The 18,464-nt window shown below is 45.1% G+C and carries 21 protein-coding genes; 8 read left to right on the top strand and 13 right to left on the bottom strand.

From position 1 onward, the window contains the following. Positions 1-31: 31 nt before the first annotated feature. Positions 32-778 (top strand): molybdenum cofactor biosynthesis protein, encoded by a 747-nt coding sequence (locus DC345_RS32325; RefSeq protein ID WP_113051685.1) that lies wholly within the window; start codon positions 32-34, stop codon positions 776-778. Between the two features lie 124 nt (positions 779-902). Then, on the top strand, positions 903-1,952 hold the full coding sequence (locus DC345_RS02175) for an HD-GYP domain-containing protein (RefSeq protein ID WP_113051684.1): 1,050 nt from the start codon (positions 903-905) through the stop codon (positions 1,950-1,952). A 140-nt stretch (positions 1,953-2,092) separates the two neighbouring features. On the opposite strand, the gene DC345_RS31945 is transcribed toward DC345_RS02175, so the two are convergent. The 9 genes from DC345_RS31945 to DC345_RS02135 form a co-directional block, all read right to left on the bottom strand. After that, the gene (locus DC345_RS31945) at positions 2,093-2,224 is read right to left on the bottom strand and encodes a YjcZ family sporulation protein (protein ID WP_208642727.1); all 132 of its coding nucleotides are present in this window, start codon (positions 2,222-2,224) and stop codon (positions 2,093-2,095) included. A 108-nt stretch (positions 2,225-2,332) separates the two neighbouring features. Beyond that, entirely contained in the window at positions 2,333-3,052 is a 720-nt protein-coding gene (locus tag DC345_RS32320; protein ID WP_113051683.1) for a M23 family metallopeptidase, read from the bottom strand. Between the two features lie 244 nt (positions 3,053-3,296). Continuing rightward, positions 3,297-4,694, bottom strand: coding sequence for a Fe-S cluster assembly protein SufB (gene sufB / locus DC345_RS02165; protein ID WP_062319997.1), 1,398 nt, complete (start codon positions 4,692-4,694; stop codon positions 3,297-3,299). Positions 4,695-4,714: 20 nt separating this feature from the next. After that, positions 4,715-5,146 (bottom strand): Fe-S cluster assembly sulfur transfer protein SufU, encoded by a 432-nt coding sequence (gene sufU / locus DC345_RS02160; RefSeq protein WP_063564289.1) that lies wholly within the window; start codon positions 5,144-5,146, stop codon positions 4,715-4,717. Continuing rightward, positions 5,136-6,356 carry a cysteine desulfurase gene (locus DC345_RS02155; protein WP_099854758.1) on the bottom strand — a complete coding sequence of 407 codons (1,221 nt, stop codon included), beginning with the start codon at positions 6,354-6,356 and terminating at the stop codon, positions 5,136-5,138. The genes sufU and DC345_RS02155 overlap by 11 nt, the downstream gene beginning before the upstream one ends. Next, positions 6,353-7,657: a Fe-S cluster assembly protein SufD gene (gene sufD / locus DC345_RS02150; RefSeq protein WP_113051682.1), complete on the bottom strand. Its 1,305-nt coding sequence runs from the start codon at positions 7,655-7,657 to the stop codon at positions 6,353-6,355. The genes DC345_RS02155 and sufD overlap by 4 nt, the downstream gene beginning before the upstream one ends. 24 nt (positions 7,658-7,681) lie before the next feature. After that, the gene (gene sufC, locus DC345_RS02145) at positions 7,682-8,464 is read right to left on the bottom strand and encodes a Fe-S cluster assembly ATPase SufC (protein WP_062833524.1); all 783 of its coding nucleotides are present in this window, start codon (positions 8,462-8,464) and stop codon (positions 7,682-7,684) included. A gap of 371 nt (positions 8,465-8,835) precedes the next feature. After that, complete coding sequence (locus tag DC345_RS02140; RefSeq protein ID WP_079696573.1) at positions 8,836-9,411, bottom strand: DUF1802 family protein; 576 nt, start codon at positions 9,409-9,411, stop codon at positions 8,836-8,838. 127 nt (positions 9,412-9,538) lie between these two features. After that, positions 9,539-10,000 (bottom strand): Dps family protein, encoded by a 462-nt coding sequence (locus DC345_RS02135; protein WP_079345979.1) that lies wholly within the window; start codon positions 9,998-10,000, stop codon positions 9,539-9,541. A 300-nt stretch (positions 10,001-10,300) separates the two neighbouring features. On the opposite strand from DC345_RS02135, the gene mtnK reads away from it, so the two are divergent. Both mtnK and mtnA read left to right on the top strand, forming a co-directional pair. Further along, positions 10,301-11,518, top strand: a complete 1,218-nt coding sequence (gene mtnK / locus DC345_RS02130) for an S-methyl-5-thioribose kinase (protein ID WP_181586438.1) — start codon at positions 10,301-10,303, stop codon at positions 11,516-11,518. Positions 11,519-11,540: 22 nt separating this feature from the next. Beyond that, positions 11,541-12,614 carry an S-methyl-5-thioribose-1-phosphate isomerase gene (gene mtnA, locus DC345_RS02125; protein WP_113051680.1) on the top strand — a complete coding sequence of 358 codons (1,074 nt, stop codon included), beginning with the start codon at positions 11,541-11,543 and terminating at the stop codon, positions 12,612-12,614. A 172-nt stretch (positions 12,615-12,786) separates the two neighbouring features. Here the strand turns inward: mtnA and DC345_RS02120 are convergent, their stop codons facing one another. Further along, complete coding sequence (locus DC345_RS02120; protein WP_017689545.1) at positions 12,787-13,089, bottom strand: YunC family protein; 303 nt, start codon at positions 13,087-13,089, stop codon at positions 12,787-12,789. 231 nt (positions 13,090-13,320) lie between these two features. Here DC345_RS02120 and DC345_RS02115 point away from each other — a divergent pair, with 231 nt between their 5' ends. After that, positions 13,321-13,899, top strand: coding sequence for a hypothetical protein (locus DC345_RS02115; RefSeq protein WP_113051679.1), 579 nt, complete (start codon positions 13,321-13,323; stop codon positions 13,897-13,899). 145 nt (positions 13,900-14,044) lie between these two features. On the opposite strand, the gene DC345_RS02110 is transcribed toward DC345_RS02115, so the two are convergent. Next, positions 14,045-14,431 (bottom strand): DUF423 domain-containing protein, encoded by a 387-nt coding sequence (locus tag DC345_RS02110; protein WP_113051678.1) that lies wholly within the window; start codon positions 14,429-14,431, stop codon positions 14,045-14,047. A 279-nt stretch (positions 14,432-14,710) separates the two neighbouring features. Here DC345_RS02110 and DC345_RS02105 point away from each other — a divergent pair, with 279 nt between their 5' ends. After that, a complete protein-coding gene (locus tag DC345_RS02105; protein WP_113051677.1) occupies positions 14,711-15,187 on the top strand; it encodes a hypothetical protein in 477 nt (158 codons plus the stop codon). 119 nt (positions 15,188-15,306) lie between these two features. After that, on the top strand, positions 15,307-16,155 hold the full coding sequence (locus DC345_RS02100; protein WP_113051676.1) for a DegV family protein: 849 nt from the start codon (positions 15,307-15,309) through the stop codon (positions 16,153-16,155). Between the two features lie 135 nt (positions 16,156-16,290). Here the strand turns inward: DC345_RS02100 and pdaA are convergent, their stop codons facing one another. Next, the gene (pdaA, locus tag DC345_RS02095) at positions 16,291-17,070 is read right to left on the bottom strand and encodes a delta-lactam-biosynthetic de-N-acetylase (RefSeq protein WP_076289863.1); all 780 of its coding nucleotides are present in this window, start codon (positions 17,068-17,070) and stop codon (positions 16,291-16,293) included. Positions 17,071-17,227: 157 nt separating this feature from the next. Then, positions 17,228-17,626, bottom strand: coding sequence for a hypothetical protein (locus tag DC345_RS02090; RefSeq protein ID WP_053780509.1), 399 nt, complete (start codon positions 17,624-17,626; stop codon positions 17,228-17,230). A gap of 148 nt (positions 17,627-17,774) precedes the next feature. Between DC345_RS02090 and cysC the strand changes: the two genes are divergently transcribed. Further along, a complete protein-coding gene (cysC, locus tag DC345_RS02085) occupies positions 17,775-18,413 on the top strand; it encodes an adenylyl-sulfate kinase (RefSeq protein ID WP_113051675.1) in 639 nt (212 codons plus the stop codon). Positions 18,414-18,464: the final 51 nt, after the last annotated feature.

The following is an 18,464-nucleotide window of genomic DNA, read 5'->3' as shown; positions in this document are numbered from 1 at the left end:
TTTAGAGATTAAAAAGAGGTGAGTAATTTCCATGAAATTAACAATTCAACTATTTGCAGGAATCGCTGAACGTCTGGGCACATCCCTGCTTGAATATGAATACCCTGGAACGAATCCAACTCCTGTACAATTAAAAGAAAAACTGGGCCTTGCTTATCCTGAAGCGGCTGATCAAATACGTGTTTCTTTTCTGGCAGTAAACCAGCAGTATGCTTCTGCCGATATTATTATAAAGGCCCAGGATGAACTCGCCTTAATTCCTCCTGTATCGGGAGGTGATGGTACCCACTTGAATGGAGAGGGACATCGTTCATCCCACCCTGAGCATCGCACGGATGATGGATTATTCCTGATCACCCACTCTCCACTGTCCGTGGAAGCTACAACGGAGCTCGTCATCACTGCAAACCATGGAGCAGCCCTTACCTTTGTTGGCACCACCCGTGAAATGACTGGGCAGCAACGAACGGTTCATCTTGAATATGAGGCTTATGTACCCATGGCACTTTCTCAGATGGCAGCTATCGGTAATGAAATCAATGAACGCTGGCCAGGCGTAAAATGTGCGATTAGCCATCGGATTGGGAAGGTAGACGTAGCAGAGATCAGCGTCGTTATTGCCGTTTCCTCCCCTCATCGCAGTGATTGTTACGACGCAAGCCGTTACGCGATTGAAAGACTCAAACAGAATGTACCCATCTGGAAAAAAGAAATATGGGAAGATGGTTCCGAGTGGAAAGGTCATCAAATAGGACCCTGGAACCCCACAGACAATTAATTAACTAGTCATTCGACCTGTTCAACGGGTGATTAAATTAGTAAATAAGTCGTTGTCAACCCATTTTTTTCTTGTTATTATAATCATATGTGTCGATATTAGTCGAGGAAAAGGTGGTTTATACGTGAGAGTGCATGTTACTGATCTTAAAACTGGCGACCTGTTAAAAAATGATGTGTACAACAGTTCGGGTCTCCACATGCTGATGAAAGGTTCCACACTCAGCGACGATGATATTGCCAAGCTGCTGCAGCACGGAATCGATTACGCAGATGTAGAACATACAACATCTGACCTACACTCTGATGCACAAACCTTACCTTCCGATCAAACCCGTCTGTTAACTAATCTGTTTAACGATACGATCAAAGGTACAGAATCTCTATTTGAACAAGCGATGGAGAAGGGTTTTATTGATGAGACTCAGGTCGATGAAATTTTGATAACTTTAACGGGACAGCTTGAAAAACAAAAGGACGTTGTCTCCTTGCTGCTGATGCTTGACGGAGATAACGACTACACCTACAACCATTCCTTACAAGTCGGAATGCTCGCTTTTTATATCGCCGGCTGGATGGGTTACAACCCTGAGGAGTGTCTAACTGTAGCCAAAGCAGGATATCTTCACGATATTGGCAAGTCCAAGATTCCTTCTGAAATTTTACATAAGCCGGGCAAGTTAACGCCCGAAGAATTCGAAGAAATGAAGAAACATACGTTATATGGTTATGAGATTGTTAAAGAGTCCACACAGGACGAGATCCTTGCAACCGTTGCCCTCCAGCATCATGAGCGTGAGGATGGAAGCGGCTACCCTTACGGACTGAAAGGGGACGAGATTCATCCATTTGCCCGTATAACGGCTGTAGCCGATGTTTACAGCGCGATGACGACCACTCGGGTGTATCAGACCAAGCAGGAACTAATCTCCGTGCTATGCGAATTATACAGCCTCAGCTTCGGTCAGTTGAATGCTGAAGTTACGCAGGAACTCATCAAACATATGCTACCCAATTTTATTGGCAAAAGGGTTTTGCTCACGACAGGCGAAACCGGTCTAATTGTCTTGAACAACCCCGCGGATTACTTCCGCCCACTCGTTCAAACCTCTACAACCTTCATTGATTTAGCGAAGGAAAGAGATGTAGCTATCGTTGAAATTTATATCCAGTAAGCATTAGCATTCAGGTATGTGCTGCAGCAGTTAGAGCAATCCAAGTTCAAGAGAACATGTCATACGTGTACATGCTTTACAAGTAAAAAAAGGGAGCCACTAAGGCATCCCTTTTTTTATTCTTATTCGTTTTTATCCAATTAAACGCAGAATGCTTTAGTGATGATAACCAACAGAATGAACAGTACCAAGATCGCACCTGTGTTGGTGAACATATTGTATCCGCCTACGCCGCCTACATTGCCACCACAGCCATATCCAACTTCGCTCATGTGATTGCCTCCTCTTCATCAGGTATACCCTAACATATGACGTTTGCGTTTGGATGAACCGGGCGAACTGGCAACATTCAATAAATGGTTGTCTGCCTGCTTTGCCAGTTAACTTGAGGAGGTGGAAGAGACCTTAATGCCCTTCTCCTTACGATACATGATGACAAGCAATCTCCAAAAGTCATAACTGCCTGTCTCGTTATTTATATACGATTGGTAATAATGATAAGCTTCCTCAGCCCAGGACGGACAAGCCATACTTGAAATGTTTTTCTGCTGCTGAATCCAGGCCGACTGGGATTCCAGCATCTTCTCAATCGCTGTTAACCGCTCTCTCTCCTCCGTCGTCATTGGGGTTCCCTCCTGTCCTTCAACCGTTGAACTATATTCAGATTGCAAGTAGATTCCTGGATCAACAACACCACTTTCACTAGCCGTGTATCCATACGAAGGGGAGCTAGTTTTGCGTACCTCATAATGCACATGCGGACCCGTGCTTTCGCCTGTACTTCCCTGATTACCAAGAAGCTGTCCTTGTTTCACTTGCTGCCCAACTTTTACTGCAATTCGGGAAAGGTGAGCATAACAATGCAAGTAGCCCCTATGATCCTGCACCGCAACCGTAAGCCCGTAGCCACCGAATCCTGAGCCTGTAGCACCTTCTGAAGCAAAGCGTACAGTCCCGTCCATAAATGCATGTATGGGCCCATTCCATGGCTCTGTGACGAGATCGATTCCGCGATGAAATGTCTGACCGCCAGAAATAGGATGGATTCGGTAGCCAAATGAACTTGTAACCCGATATCCCTTAAACGGATTTATGCTCATGTATTCACATCCTTTTCTATCATTAGATGCTTAAATCTAGTAAATGGCTTGTGCTATTGATCATATATTATTACAAATAAACCCGGGATAGAGCATTCAAGTGTGTTTCTACTGCAATAAAAAAAGATCGAGGGATAAACTCCCTCGATCTTTTTTGATTCTCTATATAGGTCGCGTGAAACTGATACAGCATAACTTCGCCACAATCAGAATCGACGTTTTGAAACGTGCAAGGGCAGTTGGATTAACCAATAGACCCTTCCATTTCGAATTTAATCAATCTGTTCATCTCTACCGCATATTCCATCGGCAGTTCCTTCGTGAACGGTTCAATAAAGCCCATGATGATCATCTGTGTTGCTTCTGCATCAGTCAAACCACGGCTCATCAGGTAGAAGAGTTGATCTTCGGACACTTTGGATACCGTAGCTTCATGCTCCAGCATGATGTTATCATTCATGATTTCATTGTAAGGAATGGTATCGGATGTGGACTCATTATCCAGAATGAGTGTATCACATTTGATATTGGATTTTGCACCTTCCGCTTGGCGACCAAAGGAAGCCAGACCACGGTAAGTTACTTTACCACCATGTTTACTGATCGACTTGGATACAATCGTTGATGTTGTATCTGGAGCCAAGTGAATCATTTTCGCGCCTGCATCCTGATGCTGATTTTTACCAGCTACAGCGATGGACAGAACCGAACCTTTAGCTCCGCGGCCTTTCAGAACAACTGCTGGATATTTCATCGTCAGTTTGGAACCGATGTTGCCATCAACCCATTCCATCGTTGCGTTTTCTTCAGCAACAGCACGTTTGGTAACCAGGTTGTAGATGTTTGGTGCCCAGTTTTGAATCGTTGTGTAACGAACACGGGCATTTTTCTTACAGATGATCTCAACAACCGCACTGTGCAGTGAGTTTGTGCTGTAGATTGGAGCTGTACAGCCCTCTACATAGTGAACGAAGCTGTCTTCGTCTGCAATGATGAGTGTACGCTCGAATTGTCCCATATTTTCGGAGTTAATCCGGAAATAGGCTTGTAGAGGTACTTCACATTTTACGCCTTTAGGTACGTAGATGAAGCTTCCTCCGGACCAAACGGCACTATTCAATGCAGCAAATTTGTTGTCTGCTGGTGGAATAACAGTTGCGAAATATTCACGCAAGATTTCTGGATGCTCTCGAAGTGCAGTATCCGTATCCATGAAGATTACGCCCTGATCTTCCAATTCTTTTTGCATGTTGTGGTATACAACCTCGGACTCATATTGAGCCGATACACCTGCGAGGAATTTTTGCTCCGCTTCAGGGATACCCAGTTTATCAAAAGTTTCCTTGATTTCGGAAGGTACCTCTTCCCATGTTTTCCCTTGTTTTTCAGAAGGACGAACATAGTACTGAATATCGTTGAAATCCAATCCGTCGAGATCTCCGCCCCATTTAGGCATCGGCATTTTTTCGAATTGTTTCAGGGATTTCAAACGGAATTCCAACATCCATTCCGGTTCGTTCTTGATTTTGGAAATCTCCGTTACGACTTCTGCAGTCAGACCTTTACCGGTTTGAAAGATGGATTTGTGTTCGTCGCGAAAACCGTATTTATACTCTTCCATTTCTGGTGCTTTTTTAGCCATCTTGCTCTACCTCCCTATCGTTATTGTACATTGTCCTCTTCGTCAATTCCTTTGCGTAGTGCATTCCAGGCCAATGTGGCACATTTGATGCGTGCAGGGAACTTGTTCACACCGGATAGGGCTTCGAGATCTTCATAATCGTCGAAATCGACTTCTTCCCCTTTCATCAGTGAGGAGAAGCGGTTAGCCATGTCGAGTGCCTGATCCATCGTTTTGCCTTTGACTGCCTCGGTCATCATTGATGCCGAGGACATGCTGATGGAACAACCTTCCCCCGTATACTTGGCTTCCTGAACGATTCCGTCTTTCAGCAAAAGTTGCAGTGAAATCCGGTCGCCGCACGTTGGATTGTTCAAATTCACCGTGACAGCTTCATTATCAAACGTTCCGCGGTTACGCGGGTTTTTGTAGTGGTCCATTATGACACGCCGGTACAGATCATCAAGTTGCATCGCCAAAATACTCCTTTGTCTGGATTAAGGCGCTGACAAGCCGGTCCACATCTTGTTCATTATTGTATAGATAGAAACTGGCACGAGCTGTTGAACTGACTTCCAGCCAGCGCATCAGCGGTTGGCAGCAGTGGTGTCCGGCACGAATGGCTACGCCACTCGCATCCAGCACAGTTGCCACATCATGCGGGTGTACATCACCGAGGTTAAATGTAACCACTCCGACATGACGCTTGGCTGGGCCATAAATGGTCAGTCCGTCAATCTCGGCCATACGTTCCGTTGCATAAGCTGCCAGCACACTTTCATGATGAGCAATCTCATCCATGCCAATCTGCTCCAGGAAATCGATAGCAGCGCCCAATCCAACCGCACCTGCGATAATCGGTGTTCCGCCTTCAAATTTCCAAGGAAGCTCTTTCCAATTGGATTCATAGAGACCCACATCATCAATCATTTCACCGCCGAACTCAACCGGCTCCATGGACTCCAGCAGCGCCTTTTTGCCGTAAAGTGCACCGATTCCGGTTGGTCCGCACATTTTATGGCCGGATAATGCGTAGAAATCACAATCCAGATCCTGCACATCCACCTTCATGTGCGGTGTGCTCTGTGCGCCATCCACAACGATGACAGCACCTTTGCGGTGTGCAATTTCAGCGATTTGTTTTACTGGATGAACAACACCCATAACATTGGATACATACGCGATTGCTACAATTTTGGTATTGTTCGTAATCGTCTTCTCCACATCAGCCAAATCAATGTTGCCATCCGGCTGGAGCGGAATGTATTTTAATGTCGCACCCGTTTCCTTGGCTACCTGCTGCCATGGAATCAGATTGCTATGGTGTTCCATCTGCGTAATAACAATTTCGTCGCCTTCTTTGCAAACTGAACGTCCGTAGGACGAAGCCACCAAATTCAGAGCGGTCGTTGTCCCACGGGTGAAAATAATTTCCTGCGTGCGCCGCGCGTTGATAAACTTGGCAACCTTCTCACGTGCGCCTTCATAAGCATCCGTTGCACGGCTTCCAAGCGTATGAACACCACGATGCACATTGGAGTTCTCATATTCATAATAATGTTTAATCGCTTCGATTACAGCCAGCGGCTTCTGGGAAGTCGCTGCGTTATCTAGGTATACGAGCGGGTGTCCGTTGATTTCCTGGTGGAGGATCGGGAACTGCTCGCGGATAGCCGGGTTCATTGTCCCAGTTTCCGTTCAATGAGAGACTGCAATTGGGTACGCAGTGCTTCCAAAGGAATATCCGCCACCACCGGAGCCAGGAAGCCGTAAATGATCAGGCGTTCCGCATCCGTACGGTTAATCCCGCGCGACATCAAGTAATGAATTTGCTCCACATTGACTTGACCTACAGAAGCCGCGTGACCTGCTGTTACATCATCCTCATCAATGAGAAGGATTGGGTTGGCGTCTCCACGTGCTTTCGGGCTCAGCATCAGTACTTTCTCTGTTTGCTGTCCGTCCGCTTTGGTAGCACCTTTCTCAATCTTCGTGATTCCGTTAATGATTGCAGAAGCCTCTTCACGCATAACTGCACGTGTAATCATCTGACTTGGCGTGTTTTTACCAAAGTGACGAGCTTCTGTTGTGTAGTTCAGTTTTTGGGAACCGGAACCTACTGCGATCACTTTGGAATCGGAGCTTGAGCCATTCCCTTTAAGAACCGTCATCGTGTTGCTTGCAGTATCACCGTTGTTCATCTCACCAACGATCCACTCGATCGAACCATCGTTCTCCACCACTGCACGGCGGAAAGAAACATCAGTAACATTCGTGCTCAATTGGTGAACTGAAGCGAAACGGACTTTGGCACCAGCTTTCACGAATACTTCCACAACACCGTTATGGAACACAGGTGAAGACAGTTCGCCAGATACATAGTTATCCACATAAGTAACGGAGCTGTTGGACTCAGCAACGACAAGCACGTGCGGTGCAAATGTTGCAGTAGCATCATCTGTGAGCAGTACCGCTTGCAGCGGAACTTCAATCTCTACGTTTTTCGGAACATAGAGGAATACCCCGCCATTCCAAAGTGCTGCATGCAGAGCGGCAAGAGAATGCTCATCTGCTTTTACAGCCGTATTCAGATATGGTTTTACCAAATCGCTATGATCGCGAACTGCTGTAGCCAGATCTGTGAAGATAACTCCTTTTGCTGCAAGATCAGCAGACAACTTGGAATATACCGTACCGGAATTACGCTGGATAACCAGACTGCCTTCCGCTTGGTCCTTAACCAGATCTTTAATGGAAGCTGGTACTTCCTCAAGGGAAGCAATCGCTTCACTAGCTTTATACGTGCCGTACTCGCTGACATTCCAGCGTTCGATTTTTTGTTTTTCCAGTTTAGGAAGCGCAAGCCCACTTGCTAGCTTAAGGGCTTCGAGACGCTGCTCGGTCAACCAGCCGGGTTCATTGTTGCTTTCCGACAAGGCGCGAAGCGCTTCAGATTCAACCGGAAGAATTGTTTGTGTAGTCATTGATTATCCTCCTCCGTTTTGTCTTTACGCTTCTTGACCTACAGTTTCGTCTGTGATTCCCAGCTCTTCCTTAACCCAGTCATATCCTTCAGCCTCAAGACGGTGTGCCAGTTCAGGTCCACCAGACTTCACGATACGACCTTGCATCATTACGTGTACATAGTCAGGAGTAATGTAGTTCAACAGGCGTTGGTAGTGAGTGATGATCAGGAAGCCGCGATCTTCGCTCTTCATTGCGTTTACACCGTTTGCCACGATTTTCAGAGCATCGATATCCAGACCGGAGTCAATTTCATCGAGTACTACGATTTTTGGATCAAGCAGCATCATTTGCAGAATCTCGTTCCGTTTTTTCTCACCACCGGAGAAACCTTCATTCAGGTAACGGTGAGCAAATTCAGGATTCATGTCGAGTTCTTTCATTTTACCTTCCATTTGGCGAATGAACTTGATCAGAGAGATCTCGTTGCCTTCACCACGACGTGCGTTGATTGCGCTACGCAGGAAGTCGGAATTCGTTACACCAGCAATTTCACTCGGGTATTGCATAGCCAGGAACAGACCAGCACGAGCGCGCTCGTCTACAGCCATATCCAGTACATCCTCACCATCAAGTGTAATCGTACCGTCTGTTACTTCATATTTAGGGTGCCCCATAAGTGCAGAAGCCAGTGTTGATTTACCAGTTCCGTTCGGACCCATGATTGCGTGGATTTCTCCACCTTTCATTTCCAGGTTGATGCCTTTCAGGATTTCCTTACCTTCGATCGTCGCTTTCAGACCTTCAATGACGAAATTCGTAGCCATGTGTATTGTTTCCCTCCATTGATTAAATTGATGTTTACTGTCGAAAACGAAAAAGCACCTATTAATATCTGAACAGGGCTTCCCCTGAATTTCTCCTGTACTCCAATCTCCAAAGCAAGAATCACTTTAGAATAATTCTAAACTGATTCTCAATGATTATCAAGTCATTTCCTAAGAACTCTTGTCCCTTACAGGAAACATTATTCTATCTGATTCTATAATAAAAGCCAGATTGAATCAAATGACAAAACTTCTTCGTCATAAATAGACAGTGAGAAAAATCACAGGAATTCAACCTTTTATCAAATCTGATCCTATCAACCGAAAAAGGACCTATCCATATCATGGACAAGTCCTTCCGATAAATAACATTACATTTTGAGCGTCTCGTTAATCTTCTGTACCTGTTCGTCAAAATCCGCAACGTCCACCACCGGCGTCATTTCGCGCGGCACCGGACCATTCGGAATGGAAATCCAAGAACGGCATCCGTTATATTCAGGTAATACTGGAATCTCCATCGGTTCCTTCAAACGGTACACTCGGAGTATCAATACATGGAGGGGATCTTTGCGTTTCCACTTTAGGCGGTCTTCGGCAAAATCCGCAGTCCACATATGAAAGTCAAGAAGTCGATCCAGCATCTCCTGATCTCTGATCTCCAAATCCTGTGTCACTTCAGCATATGCTGTGAGACGGATCGTCGAAGCTTCAGGCACCCATTCGGCCAGTGATTCCTCAACATAGAAATGATCAGAGGACTTTATCAGTTCTTTACGCTGATGTTCATAAGTCGGATACAGATAGAACGCTGGACTTTTCAACTCAAAACGTCTGGTTTCCTCCACAATCCCACCTTTGCGCATCACCATAACCTGGCGACCCGTTTCCAGTGCTTTGATTGCGGAGGCCCATTCTTTTAATGCCGGTATCGTTGTGCCTATCATAACGTTCTCCTCCCCAAGTCAGTCTTGTCAGCAGTATAGACGCTTGGCGCTATCCTGACAACGTGAAAGTTAGGTTGAAGTAAATGTATGTTTTATAAGGCAGCAAACTCGGTAAGTGAGAGTGGAATTAGCCCAAGAAAGAGCGCAGCATCCACATATGTTTCTCCAGATCAGCCTTGAAGCCTGTCAGCATATCAGATGTCGGTTGGTCTTCCGCAGCTTCTGCTACTTCAATACCTTCTTGGTACTCGTTCGACAATGTAGCAAAATCCTCGATCAGATTCTGTACCATTGTGTTGGCATCTTCGCCACCAGCAGCCTCTTGGATAGAGGACAGCTCAAGATATTCTTTCATTGTAGCCGCAGGGCTGCCTTTGAGCGTAAGAATACGTTCAGCGATTTCATCCATTTGTACAGTTACTTCATTGTAGAATTCTTCGAATTTCACATGCAGTGTGAAAAAGTTAGGTCCTTTTACATACCAGTGATAGTTATGGATTTTAACATACAGGACGTTCAGGTTTGCCACCTGACGATTAAGTACTTGTTCCACCGATTTTGCTTGATTTGTTTTGTTTTTTGTAGCCATCTTAATCCCATCCTTTTATTATAAAATTAGTCTGACATTCACTTGATTCAGGTTGACCTGAATGTGAATGACAGAGATTTAACATTTCGGCACCGCCTTAATGCGGAGAGCCTTGTCGGCGGTATTTCTATCAACCGTCCGGCCTATTTGTTTTTACCCGTACACCCGAAGTTCGAAACAAGTCCGGTATAGGCTGTCTCAAAAAAAGGGTACAAAATCACCGTTATTTCCGATATACTGACATATACCAAGCAAAGAAGTGGGTTTTCCTGTTTCTTCATATATATGGAGGTGGCATTCTTGTCCCAATATCGCCCTTTTACACCCCAGGATGCAATCGAACTGGCCAAAACATTACCGGGTCCGTTTGCGGCAGATGCGAAACTGGAATGTCGTGAGATCGGTGACGGCAATCTGAATTTGGTCTTCCATATCACGGATCAGAACTCCGATAAAAGTATCATTATCAAACAAGCTCTTCCTTATGCGAAAGTGGTCGGAGAATCATGGCCATTGTCTCTGGTACGTGCCAGAATTGAACGGGAAATTCTACAGGAAGAGTATCGTCTATGTCCGGGAATGGTGCCCGAAGTGTACCATTATGATGATGATCTCGCCTTAACCGTGATGGAAGATTTAAGTGATCATGTAATTATGCGTAAAGGCCTCATCGATGGCGGAACATATCCTCTTTTTGCACAACATATTGGGGAATTCATGGCAAGAACATTGTTTTTCACGTCAGATCTTGGCATGAACCAGCAACTGAAGAAAGAGAAACAGGGCAGATTCGTCAATCCGGATCAATGTAAAATAACCGAGGATCTGATCTTTGATGAACCTTATCGCATTGCGGAGAAAAATAATTATGAGGCTGCCATTGAAGACGAAGCAGAAGCACTTCGTACTGATGCAGAACTCCATCTTGAAGTGGCTTTGCTACGCGAGAAATTTCTCACCCATGGTCAAGCGTTACTTCATGGTGATTTGCACACAGGCAGTATTTTTGTCACAGCTGAATCCACAAAAGTTATTGATCCCGAATTTGCCTATTTCGGCCCAATGGGATTTGATGTAGGAGCGGTGCTTGCTAATCTGCTTCTCCACTACGCCTCGCTGCCAGGTCGAATCCATGATCAGATGGCTCTTCATGAGCGTGAAACGATATTGCTGGATATGGTTCGTGACGTATGGACTGAATTCGAATCCCGTTTCCGCAGCCTGTGGGCTTCAGATCTGGTTGATCCTATGGCTAAGGCACCTGGATACGAAGCTCATTACGTACAACAATTATTCAGAGATTCTGTTGGCTTTGCCGGCGCGAAAATGGTCCGTCGTATTGTTGGACTTGCGCATGTCGCAGATATCGATACGATTGAAGATGCAACACAACGTGAACGTGCTCAGCGCAAAGCGCTGGCAATCGGTAAAGCACTCATCAAGCGTAATCGCAATCTGAATACCATTGGTGAACTTCTAGATATAGTAGCTACTGCGGTTACTTCTATTAAAGTTTAACTCAAGGAACGGAGGAACATCCATGACAACCCCTGAACATCAGCCTCTGTCCTCCCTTATATGGAAACAGGACAAGCTTGAAATGCTTGACCAACGTCTGCTGCCTGAAACAATTCTGATGTTGAAACTGTACACGCCCGAAGAGGTATGGGAATCCATCCACTCGATGAAAGTACGCGGTGCTCCGGCGATCGGGATTGCTGCTGCATTTGGTGTAGTGCTCGGTGCCAAGGCATATGACGGACTTGCCGTACAAGGTTGGCTGGATCATGTAAAATCCATCTGTGCTCATCTTGCCACTTCCCGCCCAACGGCTGTAAACCTGTTCTGGGCGTTGGATCGTATGATGCAAAAAGCCAGTGATCTCGCTGAAGCCGGTGCAAACATCGAAGAAAACAATGCTGCTCTTGAAGCAGAAGCTCTCTTAATTCAGAAAGAAGACGAAGAAGTGTGCCGCCTTATCGGTGAAAACGCTCTCCCTTTGTTCGCAGACGGTATGGGTGTACTTACACACTGTAATGCAGGCGGACTTGCGACTGCAAAATACGGAACGGCGACTGCACCGATGTACCTCGCTCACGAGCGCGGCATTAACCTAAAAGTATTCGCAGACGAAACCCGCCCTGTCCTTCAAGGTGCACGCCTCACGGCCTTCGAGCTCCAGCAAGCCGGTATTGACGTTACTCTGATCTGCGACAACATGGCTGGTATGGTGATGTCCAAAGGCTGGATTCAGGCAGTTATCGTGGGTACAGACCGCGTTGCTGCCAATGGGGATGTAGCTAATAAAATCGGAACTTACAGCGTAGCGGTCCTTGCCAAAGCGCACAATATTCCATTCTATGTAGCCAGCCCGCTGTCCACCATTGACCTGTCTACGCCATCCGGCGATCTCATTCCGATTGAGGAACGTGCTGCGGAGGAAGTAACCGAAGGTTTTGGCAAACGTACAGCACCGCAAGGTGTAAAAGTATTCAACCCGGCGTTTGACGTCACTCCTAACGAATATGTAACGGCCATTATTACGGAAAAAGGCGTCGTTCGCGCTCCTTTCAAAGAGAATCTGGCTGCCTTATTCGCCAAAGATGAAGCTTAATTAGTGGAAGCATGTTTTATCGTTTTTTAGGATGGGTTATAAAAAAGGGCTTCCCGATTGGGGAGCCCTTTCTCATTTTTGTAGATGATAATGTATTCGACGTTTAAATGAGTACTGATGTGATCGTAATCGACTTTGAATAGGGATTAATCATCCGTAATCATCCTTGTACTCAGATCATCTTGAGCAATGCTTCTACACCCGTCATGCCAACCGTAATGCCCATGGCTTCGGCTTCCGTTGTCACCGACTCCATAGGCGCATGAAGCAGCTGTTCCAATGTGCGCACACCAACCGCCCGAGCTGCAATAATCTTGCGATCCCCAAGCTTCTCATTAAGTAATCCCACATCGAGTGCTCCGCACATGATATATCCTTTGGATGTATTAATCGTCAGTAATGTCGTTTTCGGCAGCTTAACCTCTACCCCGACCAACACATGCTCTCCAACCACAATCGGCTCCATCGTCACCATAATTTCCAGATACACCTCCTCTTGAACAGGTCACGATAATTGTATGCCTCATTCCGGATAGCCGTGTGGACACCTGCGGAAAAGGATTGGAAATGCATATGGTTGTACTTGAATTAGCCTAAGTGGCTCGCTCATTTTCTATGTCTCCAGCACTATGATTATTGCCATTTTAATGATATAGTGTATTGAAGCATGTTTTTGCTGACATATCTTTTAACGGGGCTGGGATGAATGAAAGAAACCATATCCAACGAAGAAGAAATCGGCTTTTTATTCAATGTCGATATTCTTATTAAGAGCCGCTCGAATGCATTGGCACTGCAGTCCCTGTTGGAGTTCATAAACAAAGAGGAACAAATTGCAGACTTCCGGATTCAATCCGGCATAGAGCTTGGCAAAATTATTGAAGTGACACTGCAGTCCAAAAAGGACTCATTCGCCTTTCTTCATAAAGAAAGAAAAAAATCACAATCCAATGCAAGACAGAAGAACTCTTCATTAAATCAAGCGACGGCTTCAACCGTTCCAGTCAAACCACAAAAAGAAATCGAAACACCTGATTCCCAGAAAGCTCCTTCAACCGAAGCATCCAACACTACCAACGGAAATTCATTCGATGTATGGATTGATACCCTTATCAAAGAAAACCGTCTTACTCGGATCGTTGTGAACAACAAGAACGGACGGCATCAGAGCATTCCATGCCGAATCTTGAATTTTGATCGGGATACCAGCATTGTAAGCGTCTACCATGTGGATGAAAAACAAGTGTATACGTTCCGAACCAATGAAATTGATGAGTTTCTCTAACTCAATGAACATTCAAACAAAAAGCAACTTACGGGGGAATTCGATAACATTTCCCAGGCAAGTTGCTTTTTTAGGTGTTCATTCGTGTAACAATGAACTGGTACATCGTAATTGATCCATAACTACGCCCAAATATTGCAAATCATTATGAGCGATCTTTTCCCCGCTGCCATACGTCTAGTGCTAATAACAACCATCCGACAATAAAGGCTACCCCGCCGATTGGCGTGATGGCTCCCAATATTTTAATACCTGAAATACTCAGTACATACAGACTGCCCGAGAATATGATAATTCCGATAAACAGCAAGCGTGCTGCCCACTTGAGCTTGGTGGACGGTCCAAGTTGACCCGCTGTAAGACCAATAATCAGCAGTCCGATTGCATGTATCATGTGGTACTGCACTCCGGTTTCATACACGGCTATGGCGTCTGCACCAATTTTTTCCTTGAGCATATGTGCACCAAATGCACCAATAGCTACAGAAAGCATTGTCAGCACAGCACCAAGCATCATCCATTTCCGTTGCATTTGCCTTCTCTCCCTTAATTCATCTCTTAACTATTTATTTTAGCGAATCCTTGCAGTGTTTACCAGCCAGTTACGATGCGAAGGCATTTATATGTCTGGTTATATATACTTTACTTCGCTTTTGCCTCAAAATCGACGAAAACTGGCGTTAAACCTTGATTTTTATCGATTTTTATGGAAAAGTAAAAAGGAATGCCTTCATTCTCTTGATGAGAATCATAATACCCTGATTAGGTTAATTACACTCATGAACACGATTAAGGGAGGGATACACCATTTATGGATAATCAAAATAACCAAAATAACCATCATCCGTATCAATCCGATTCCACTACGTATTACTCAGAACCCAATCATGATAATCTATTTACACCTTACCCCTCCGACCTTGAAGATCCATCCATGGGTCGATTGAAACATTCCGGGCCTGGTATTGCAAGTTTTGTGATTGGATTGGTCTCGATCATTGGTTACATGCTGACTTTAGTTATTGCCACAATGGCTATCAACAGTACAATTGGCGTCGTAACTACACCGATCCAAGTGGAAGAGATTGCATTACATCCAGCAGTTGTTCTGGCTTCTCTGGCTGTTCTGGTTTGTCTGATTCTTAATCTGGCTGGACTCATTCTCGGTGTGATCGGGCTCATTCTCAAAAATCGTAAAAAAGTCTTTGCTATCATCGGAACCATTCTCAGTGGAGTCATGATTCTGGCGTTTGCAGGGCTTATAATTGCAGGTATCTATATGATGTAGAAGCGTAAATCCGCTTCACATTCATTCTTTAAAAATGTTAATGGAATAACACTGATCCATCTGAACATGGTTCATTTGATCATTCTATTGCCAAATTCTCGTATCCAAAGGAGATTGACATGTCACGAATCAAAATTTTCACGGACAGCACAAGTGATCTGGCCCCAGCATGGATCCAGCAACACGATATCGGTATCATCCCTCTATATGTCGTGTTCGGTGAGGAATCACTGAAGGACGGTGCTGAAATTAAGCCGGAGCAGCTATATGAACGTGTAAGCAGGGATGGGCGTCTGCCCAAAACGGCTGCACCTTCACCTGCTGATTTCATGACGGCATTTCAACCTTACATAGAACAAGGGTATGATATCTTATATATCAGCTTGTCATCTGAACTTTCGTCAACTTACCAAAATGCAAGATTGGCCAGTTCCGAATTTCCGGAAGGTCGCATCTCTGTCGTGGACTCTCTGAATCTTTCTTCCGGGATTGGTCTCATGGTCATGAAGGCAGTTCATGCAGCAGAAAAAGGGCAAAGCCTGACGGAGATTACACATCTCGTTGAAGCCATCAAACCAAATGTGCGAACTGAATTTGTCATCGATACGTTGGAGTATCTGTACAAAGGTGGACGCTGCTCTGGCATGCAAAACCTGATTGGCAGTCTGCTCAAAATTCGCCCCGTCATTCGGGTAGCCGATGGCAAGATGTCACCTGCATACAAGGTGCGTGGCAAACGCGAAAAGGCTCTTGAACAAATGCTGCAAAACACACTTAACCATAAGGAACAGATCGACAGTGATCTCGTTATCGTCGTGCATACCATGGCCGAAGAAGACGCGCTGGATTTGCAAAAGTCTCTGCAGGAGCAGACTGGAGCACGAGTGGAATTAACTACGGCTGGCTGCGTTATATGTAGTCATTGTGGTCCCAAAACGATCGGTATCATTTATAACACGGTTCTATAAAAGACCCTCTCATCACACAACGTGTTTCCTTAATGATTAAAATTATGTCTGCTGAACCCATCAAAGACCAAACCAGAAAGGGCACCCTAAGCTACCATAGCTCAGGATGCCCTTTTCTATTGTAAACATGTAAAATTAATAACTTTTTGTTTTCAGATCATTCAAACTTTTGAACGCATATCCTTGCTTACGTGCCTCATCAATGATGGAAGCAAGCGCCTCCGTGTTATCCTTCGACACAGAGTGAAGCAGAATGACTGCTCCCGGATGAAGCTGTTTCAGGACTTGCTGACGTGCATACTCTGTCCCACGTTGCACTTTGGTATCCCAATCTTTATAGGCAACGGACCAAAACACATTAACGTAACCTTGAGCGTGGCTCTCTGCAAGCGTCCGGTTGTTAAAAATGCCACGTGGTGGCCGCAAGAAGGTCGCTTGCTGTCCAGTCAACCGATTGACCTCAGATCGTACCTGATCAAGCTCTGTTCTTATTTTTTCATTGGAAACTCGGGTCATATCGGGATGGCTCCAGGAGTGGTTACCCACAATATGGCCTTCTGCCGACATTCGCTTCACCAATTCAGGCTGGTCTTTCAGATAATGTCCGGTGACAAAAAAAGCAGCCGGCACTTTTTTGTCGCGCAGAACATCCAATATAGCTGGCGTAAACCCATTTTCATAACCGTTATCAAACGTAAGATACAGCTCTTTCTGTTTTGTATCCCCCAGGAAAATGGCATCGTTATGCTGTAATATCTCCTTAAATCCTTCCTGATCAATGGAAGGCAACTGGCCATTTTGGCTCTTTTTGAAGCCAAAATGATATGCTCCATTTATTGGCGATGCTTCAGTATGTGCCGGTAATATACCGAACGTCAATACAGCCAGCAGCATGTAAAGAACCATTCGCTTCATTGCTATCCGCTCCTGTTCCTGAAAAATTCGGTTTGTCGTTTCCTATCACGAACACCTTCAGGTAATATGCCACAGGAACAGCTAATGTATGTAAATTCCGATTACAGATCGCATCACATACTTACACACCATGGAGCCCCAGTTCTCATTTCTCCGTTCAAAACCGTTTGTTATCTCGCTCAGGATGATGAAACAATTCAAGTAAGGTCTGAGGTTTTCCACTGGAAGCCAACCATTCTCTAACCATCTCTATGGCACGTGTCTGACCATCACCACTATCCCGCCAGGTTAACAGCTCAATTACTTTAATAATCAGGGCAGACATATTATGATTATCATGTTCAGAGCGATCAGCGCGCAATTTATGATATAGAGCCTCCTGCTCCCAATCAAGTAAAATCTCGTCACCAATGGTAGGCTTCATCAATGTGTATGCTCTACCACACTCTGAACAGCGAACCGCACTGACTTGCTCTTGAGCAAAGATTGCCCGAATATCCTGATCGCAATCCGCGCACTGAAAATATACCTGTATGTTGTGTATGTTATTGTTCATGTTGGTCTTCCTCCTGCTATGTATGTACTAAATCTATACCCGAATTGTCATCGATTCACGCTAAATTCCGTCAAATTCAGAAGGTGCTATAATCTTGTAAATATGTTAAAATATTATACATATCATAAGTAGGAAGAGGCGGATATCCATGTCAAAGGAAGAACGTAACATTACCTGGCAGCAATCCAGCTTAAACAGGCAGGACAGGGAGAAACATAACGGTCATCACAGTCGTGCCTTATGGTTCACCGGCCTATCCGGCGCAGGAAAGTCCTCGCTTGCATTTGCCCTGGAGCAGTATCTGTACGAAAAAGGGGTTCATTGTTACGTACTTGATGGGGATAACGTACGTCATGGACTGAATCGGGATCTTGGGTTCACGGCTGAGGATCGGCAAGAAAATCTGCGCCGGATTGGTGAAGTATCCAAGTTGATGGTAGATGCCGGGTTATTTGTTCTTTCCGCCTTTATCTCGCCAGATGCACAAGACCGGAATATGGTTAAACAGCTCTTTGAGGCTGATGATTTCATTGAAATTTATGTCCGTTGTTCGATCGAAGAATGCGAACGCCGTGATCCGAAGGGGCTTTACAAAAAGGCCCGCAGCGGTGCCATTCCACATTTCACAGGAATCTCTGCCCCTTATGATATTCCAGAAGATCCTACACTGATCATTGATACGGAAGAGCTGTCCATTGAAGAAGCCGTGCATGAAATTGTGCAACATCTGGAACGTGTTGGTGCTTTTCAACTGCCGCAGCCTGTTAGCAATGCCATTGTTCACTAGACGAAAAAGATAACCATGTTGAATTACTATTCCTCTTCCCTTCCTTTTCTT

This window comes from Paenibacillus taichungensis (genome assembly GCF_003287275.1).
Lineage (GTDB): Bacteria > Bacillota > Bacilli > Paenibacillales > Paenibacillaceae > Paenibacillus > Paenibacillus taichungensis_A.
This window is presented reverse-complemented; position numbering and strand designations above follow the sequence as displayed.

Bases quoted from the DNA above. Each gene is read 5' to 3' on its own strand.
- DC345_RS32325 (WP_113051685.1), top strand. From the start codon at position 32: ATGAAATTAACAATTCAACTATTTGCAGGAATCGCTGAACGTCTGGGC.
- DC345_RS31945 (WP_208642727.1), bottom strand. From the start codon at position 2,224: ATGAGCGAAGTTGGATATGGCTGTGGTGGCAATGTAGGCGGCGTAGGC.
- DC345_RS32320 (WP_113051683.1), bottom strand. From the start codon at position 3,052: ATGAGCATAAATCCGTTTAAGGGATATCGGGTTACAAGTTCATTTGGC.
- sufB (WP_062319997.1), bottom strand. From the start codon at position 4,694: ATGGCTAAAAAAGCACCAGAAATGGAAGAGTATAAATACGGTTTTCGC.
- sufU (WP_063564289.1), bottom strand. From the start codon at position 5,146: ATGCAACTTGATGATCTGTACCGGCGTGTCATAATGGACCACTACAAA.
- DC345_RS02155 (WP_099854758.1), bottom strand. From the start codon at position 6,356: ATGAACCCGGCTATCCGCGAGCAGTTCCCGATCCTCCACCAGGAAATC.
- sufD (WP_113051682.1), bottom strand. From the start codon at position 7,657: ATGACTACACAAACAATTCTTCCGGTTGAATCTGAAGCGCTTCGCGCC.
- sufC (WP_062833524.1), bottom strand. From the start codon at position 8,464: ATGGCTACGAATTTCGTCATTGAAGGTCTGAAAGCGACGATCGAAGGT.
- DC345_RS02140 (WP_079696573.1), bottom strand. From the start codon at position 9,411: ATGATAGGCACAACGATACCGGCATTAAAAGAATGGGCCTCCGCAATC.
- DC345_RS02135 (WP_079345979.1), bottom strand. From the start codon at position 10,000: ATGGCTACAAAAAACAAAACAAATCAAGCAAAATCGGTGGAACAAGTA.
- mtnA (WP_113051680.1), top strand. From the start codon at position 11,541: ATGACAACCCCTGAACATCAGCCTCTGTCCTCCCTTATATGGAAACAG.
- DC345_RS02120 (WP_017689545.1), bottom strand. From the start codon at position 13,089: ATGGTGACGATGGAGCCGATTGTGGTTGGAGAGCATGTGTTGGTCGGG.
- DC345_RS02115 (WP_113051679.1), top strand. From the start codon at position 13,321: ATGAAAGAAACCATATCCAACGAAGAAGAAATCGGCTTTTTATTCAAT.
- DC345_RS02110 (WP_113051678.1), bottom strand. From the start codon at position 14,431: ATGCAACGGAAATGGATGATGCTTGGTGCTGTGCTGACAATGCTTTCT.
- DC345_RS02105 (WP_113051677.1), top strand. From the start codon at position 14,711: ATGGATAATCAAAATAACCAAAATAACCATCATCCGTATCAATCCGAT.
- DC345_RS02100 (WP_113051676.1), top strand. From the start codon at position 15,307: ATGTCACGAATCAAAATTTTCACGGACAGCACAAGTGATCTGGCCCCA.
- pdaA (WP_076289863.1), bottom strand. From the start codon at position 17,070: ATGAAGCGAATGGTTCTTTACATGCTGCTGGCTGTATTGACGTTCGGT.
- DC345_RS02090 (WP_053780509.1), bottom strand. From the start codon at position 17,626: ATGAACAATAACATACACAACATACAGGTATATTTTCAGTGCGCGGAT.
- cysC (WP_113051675.1), top strand. From the start codon at position 17,775: ATGTCAAAGGAAGAACGTAACATTACCTGGCAGCAATCCAGCTTAAAC.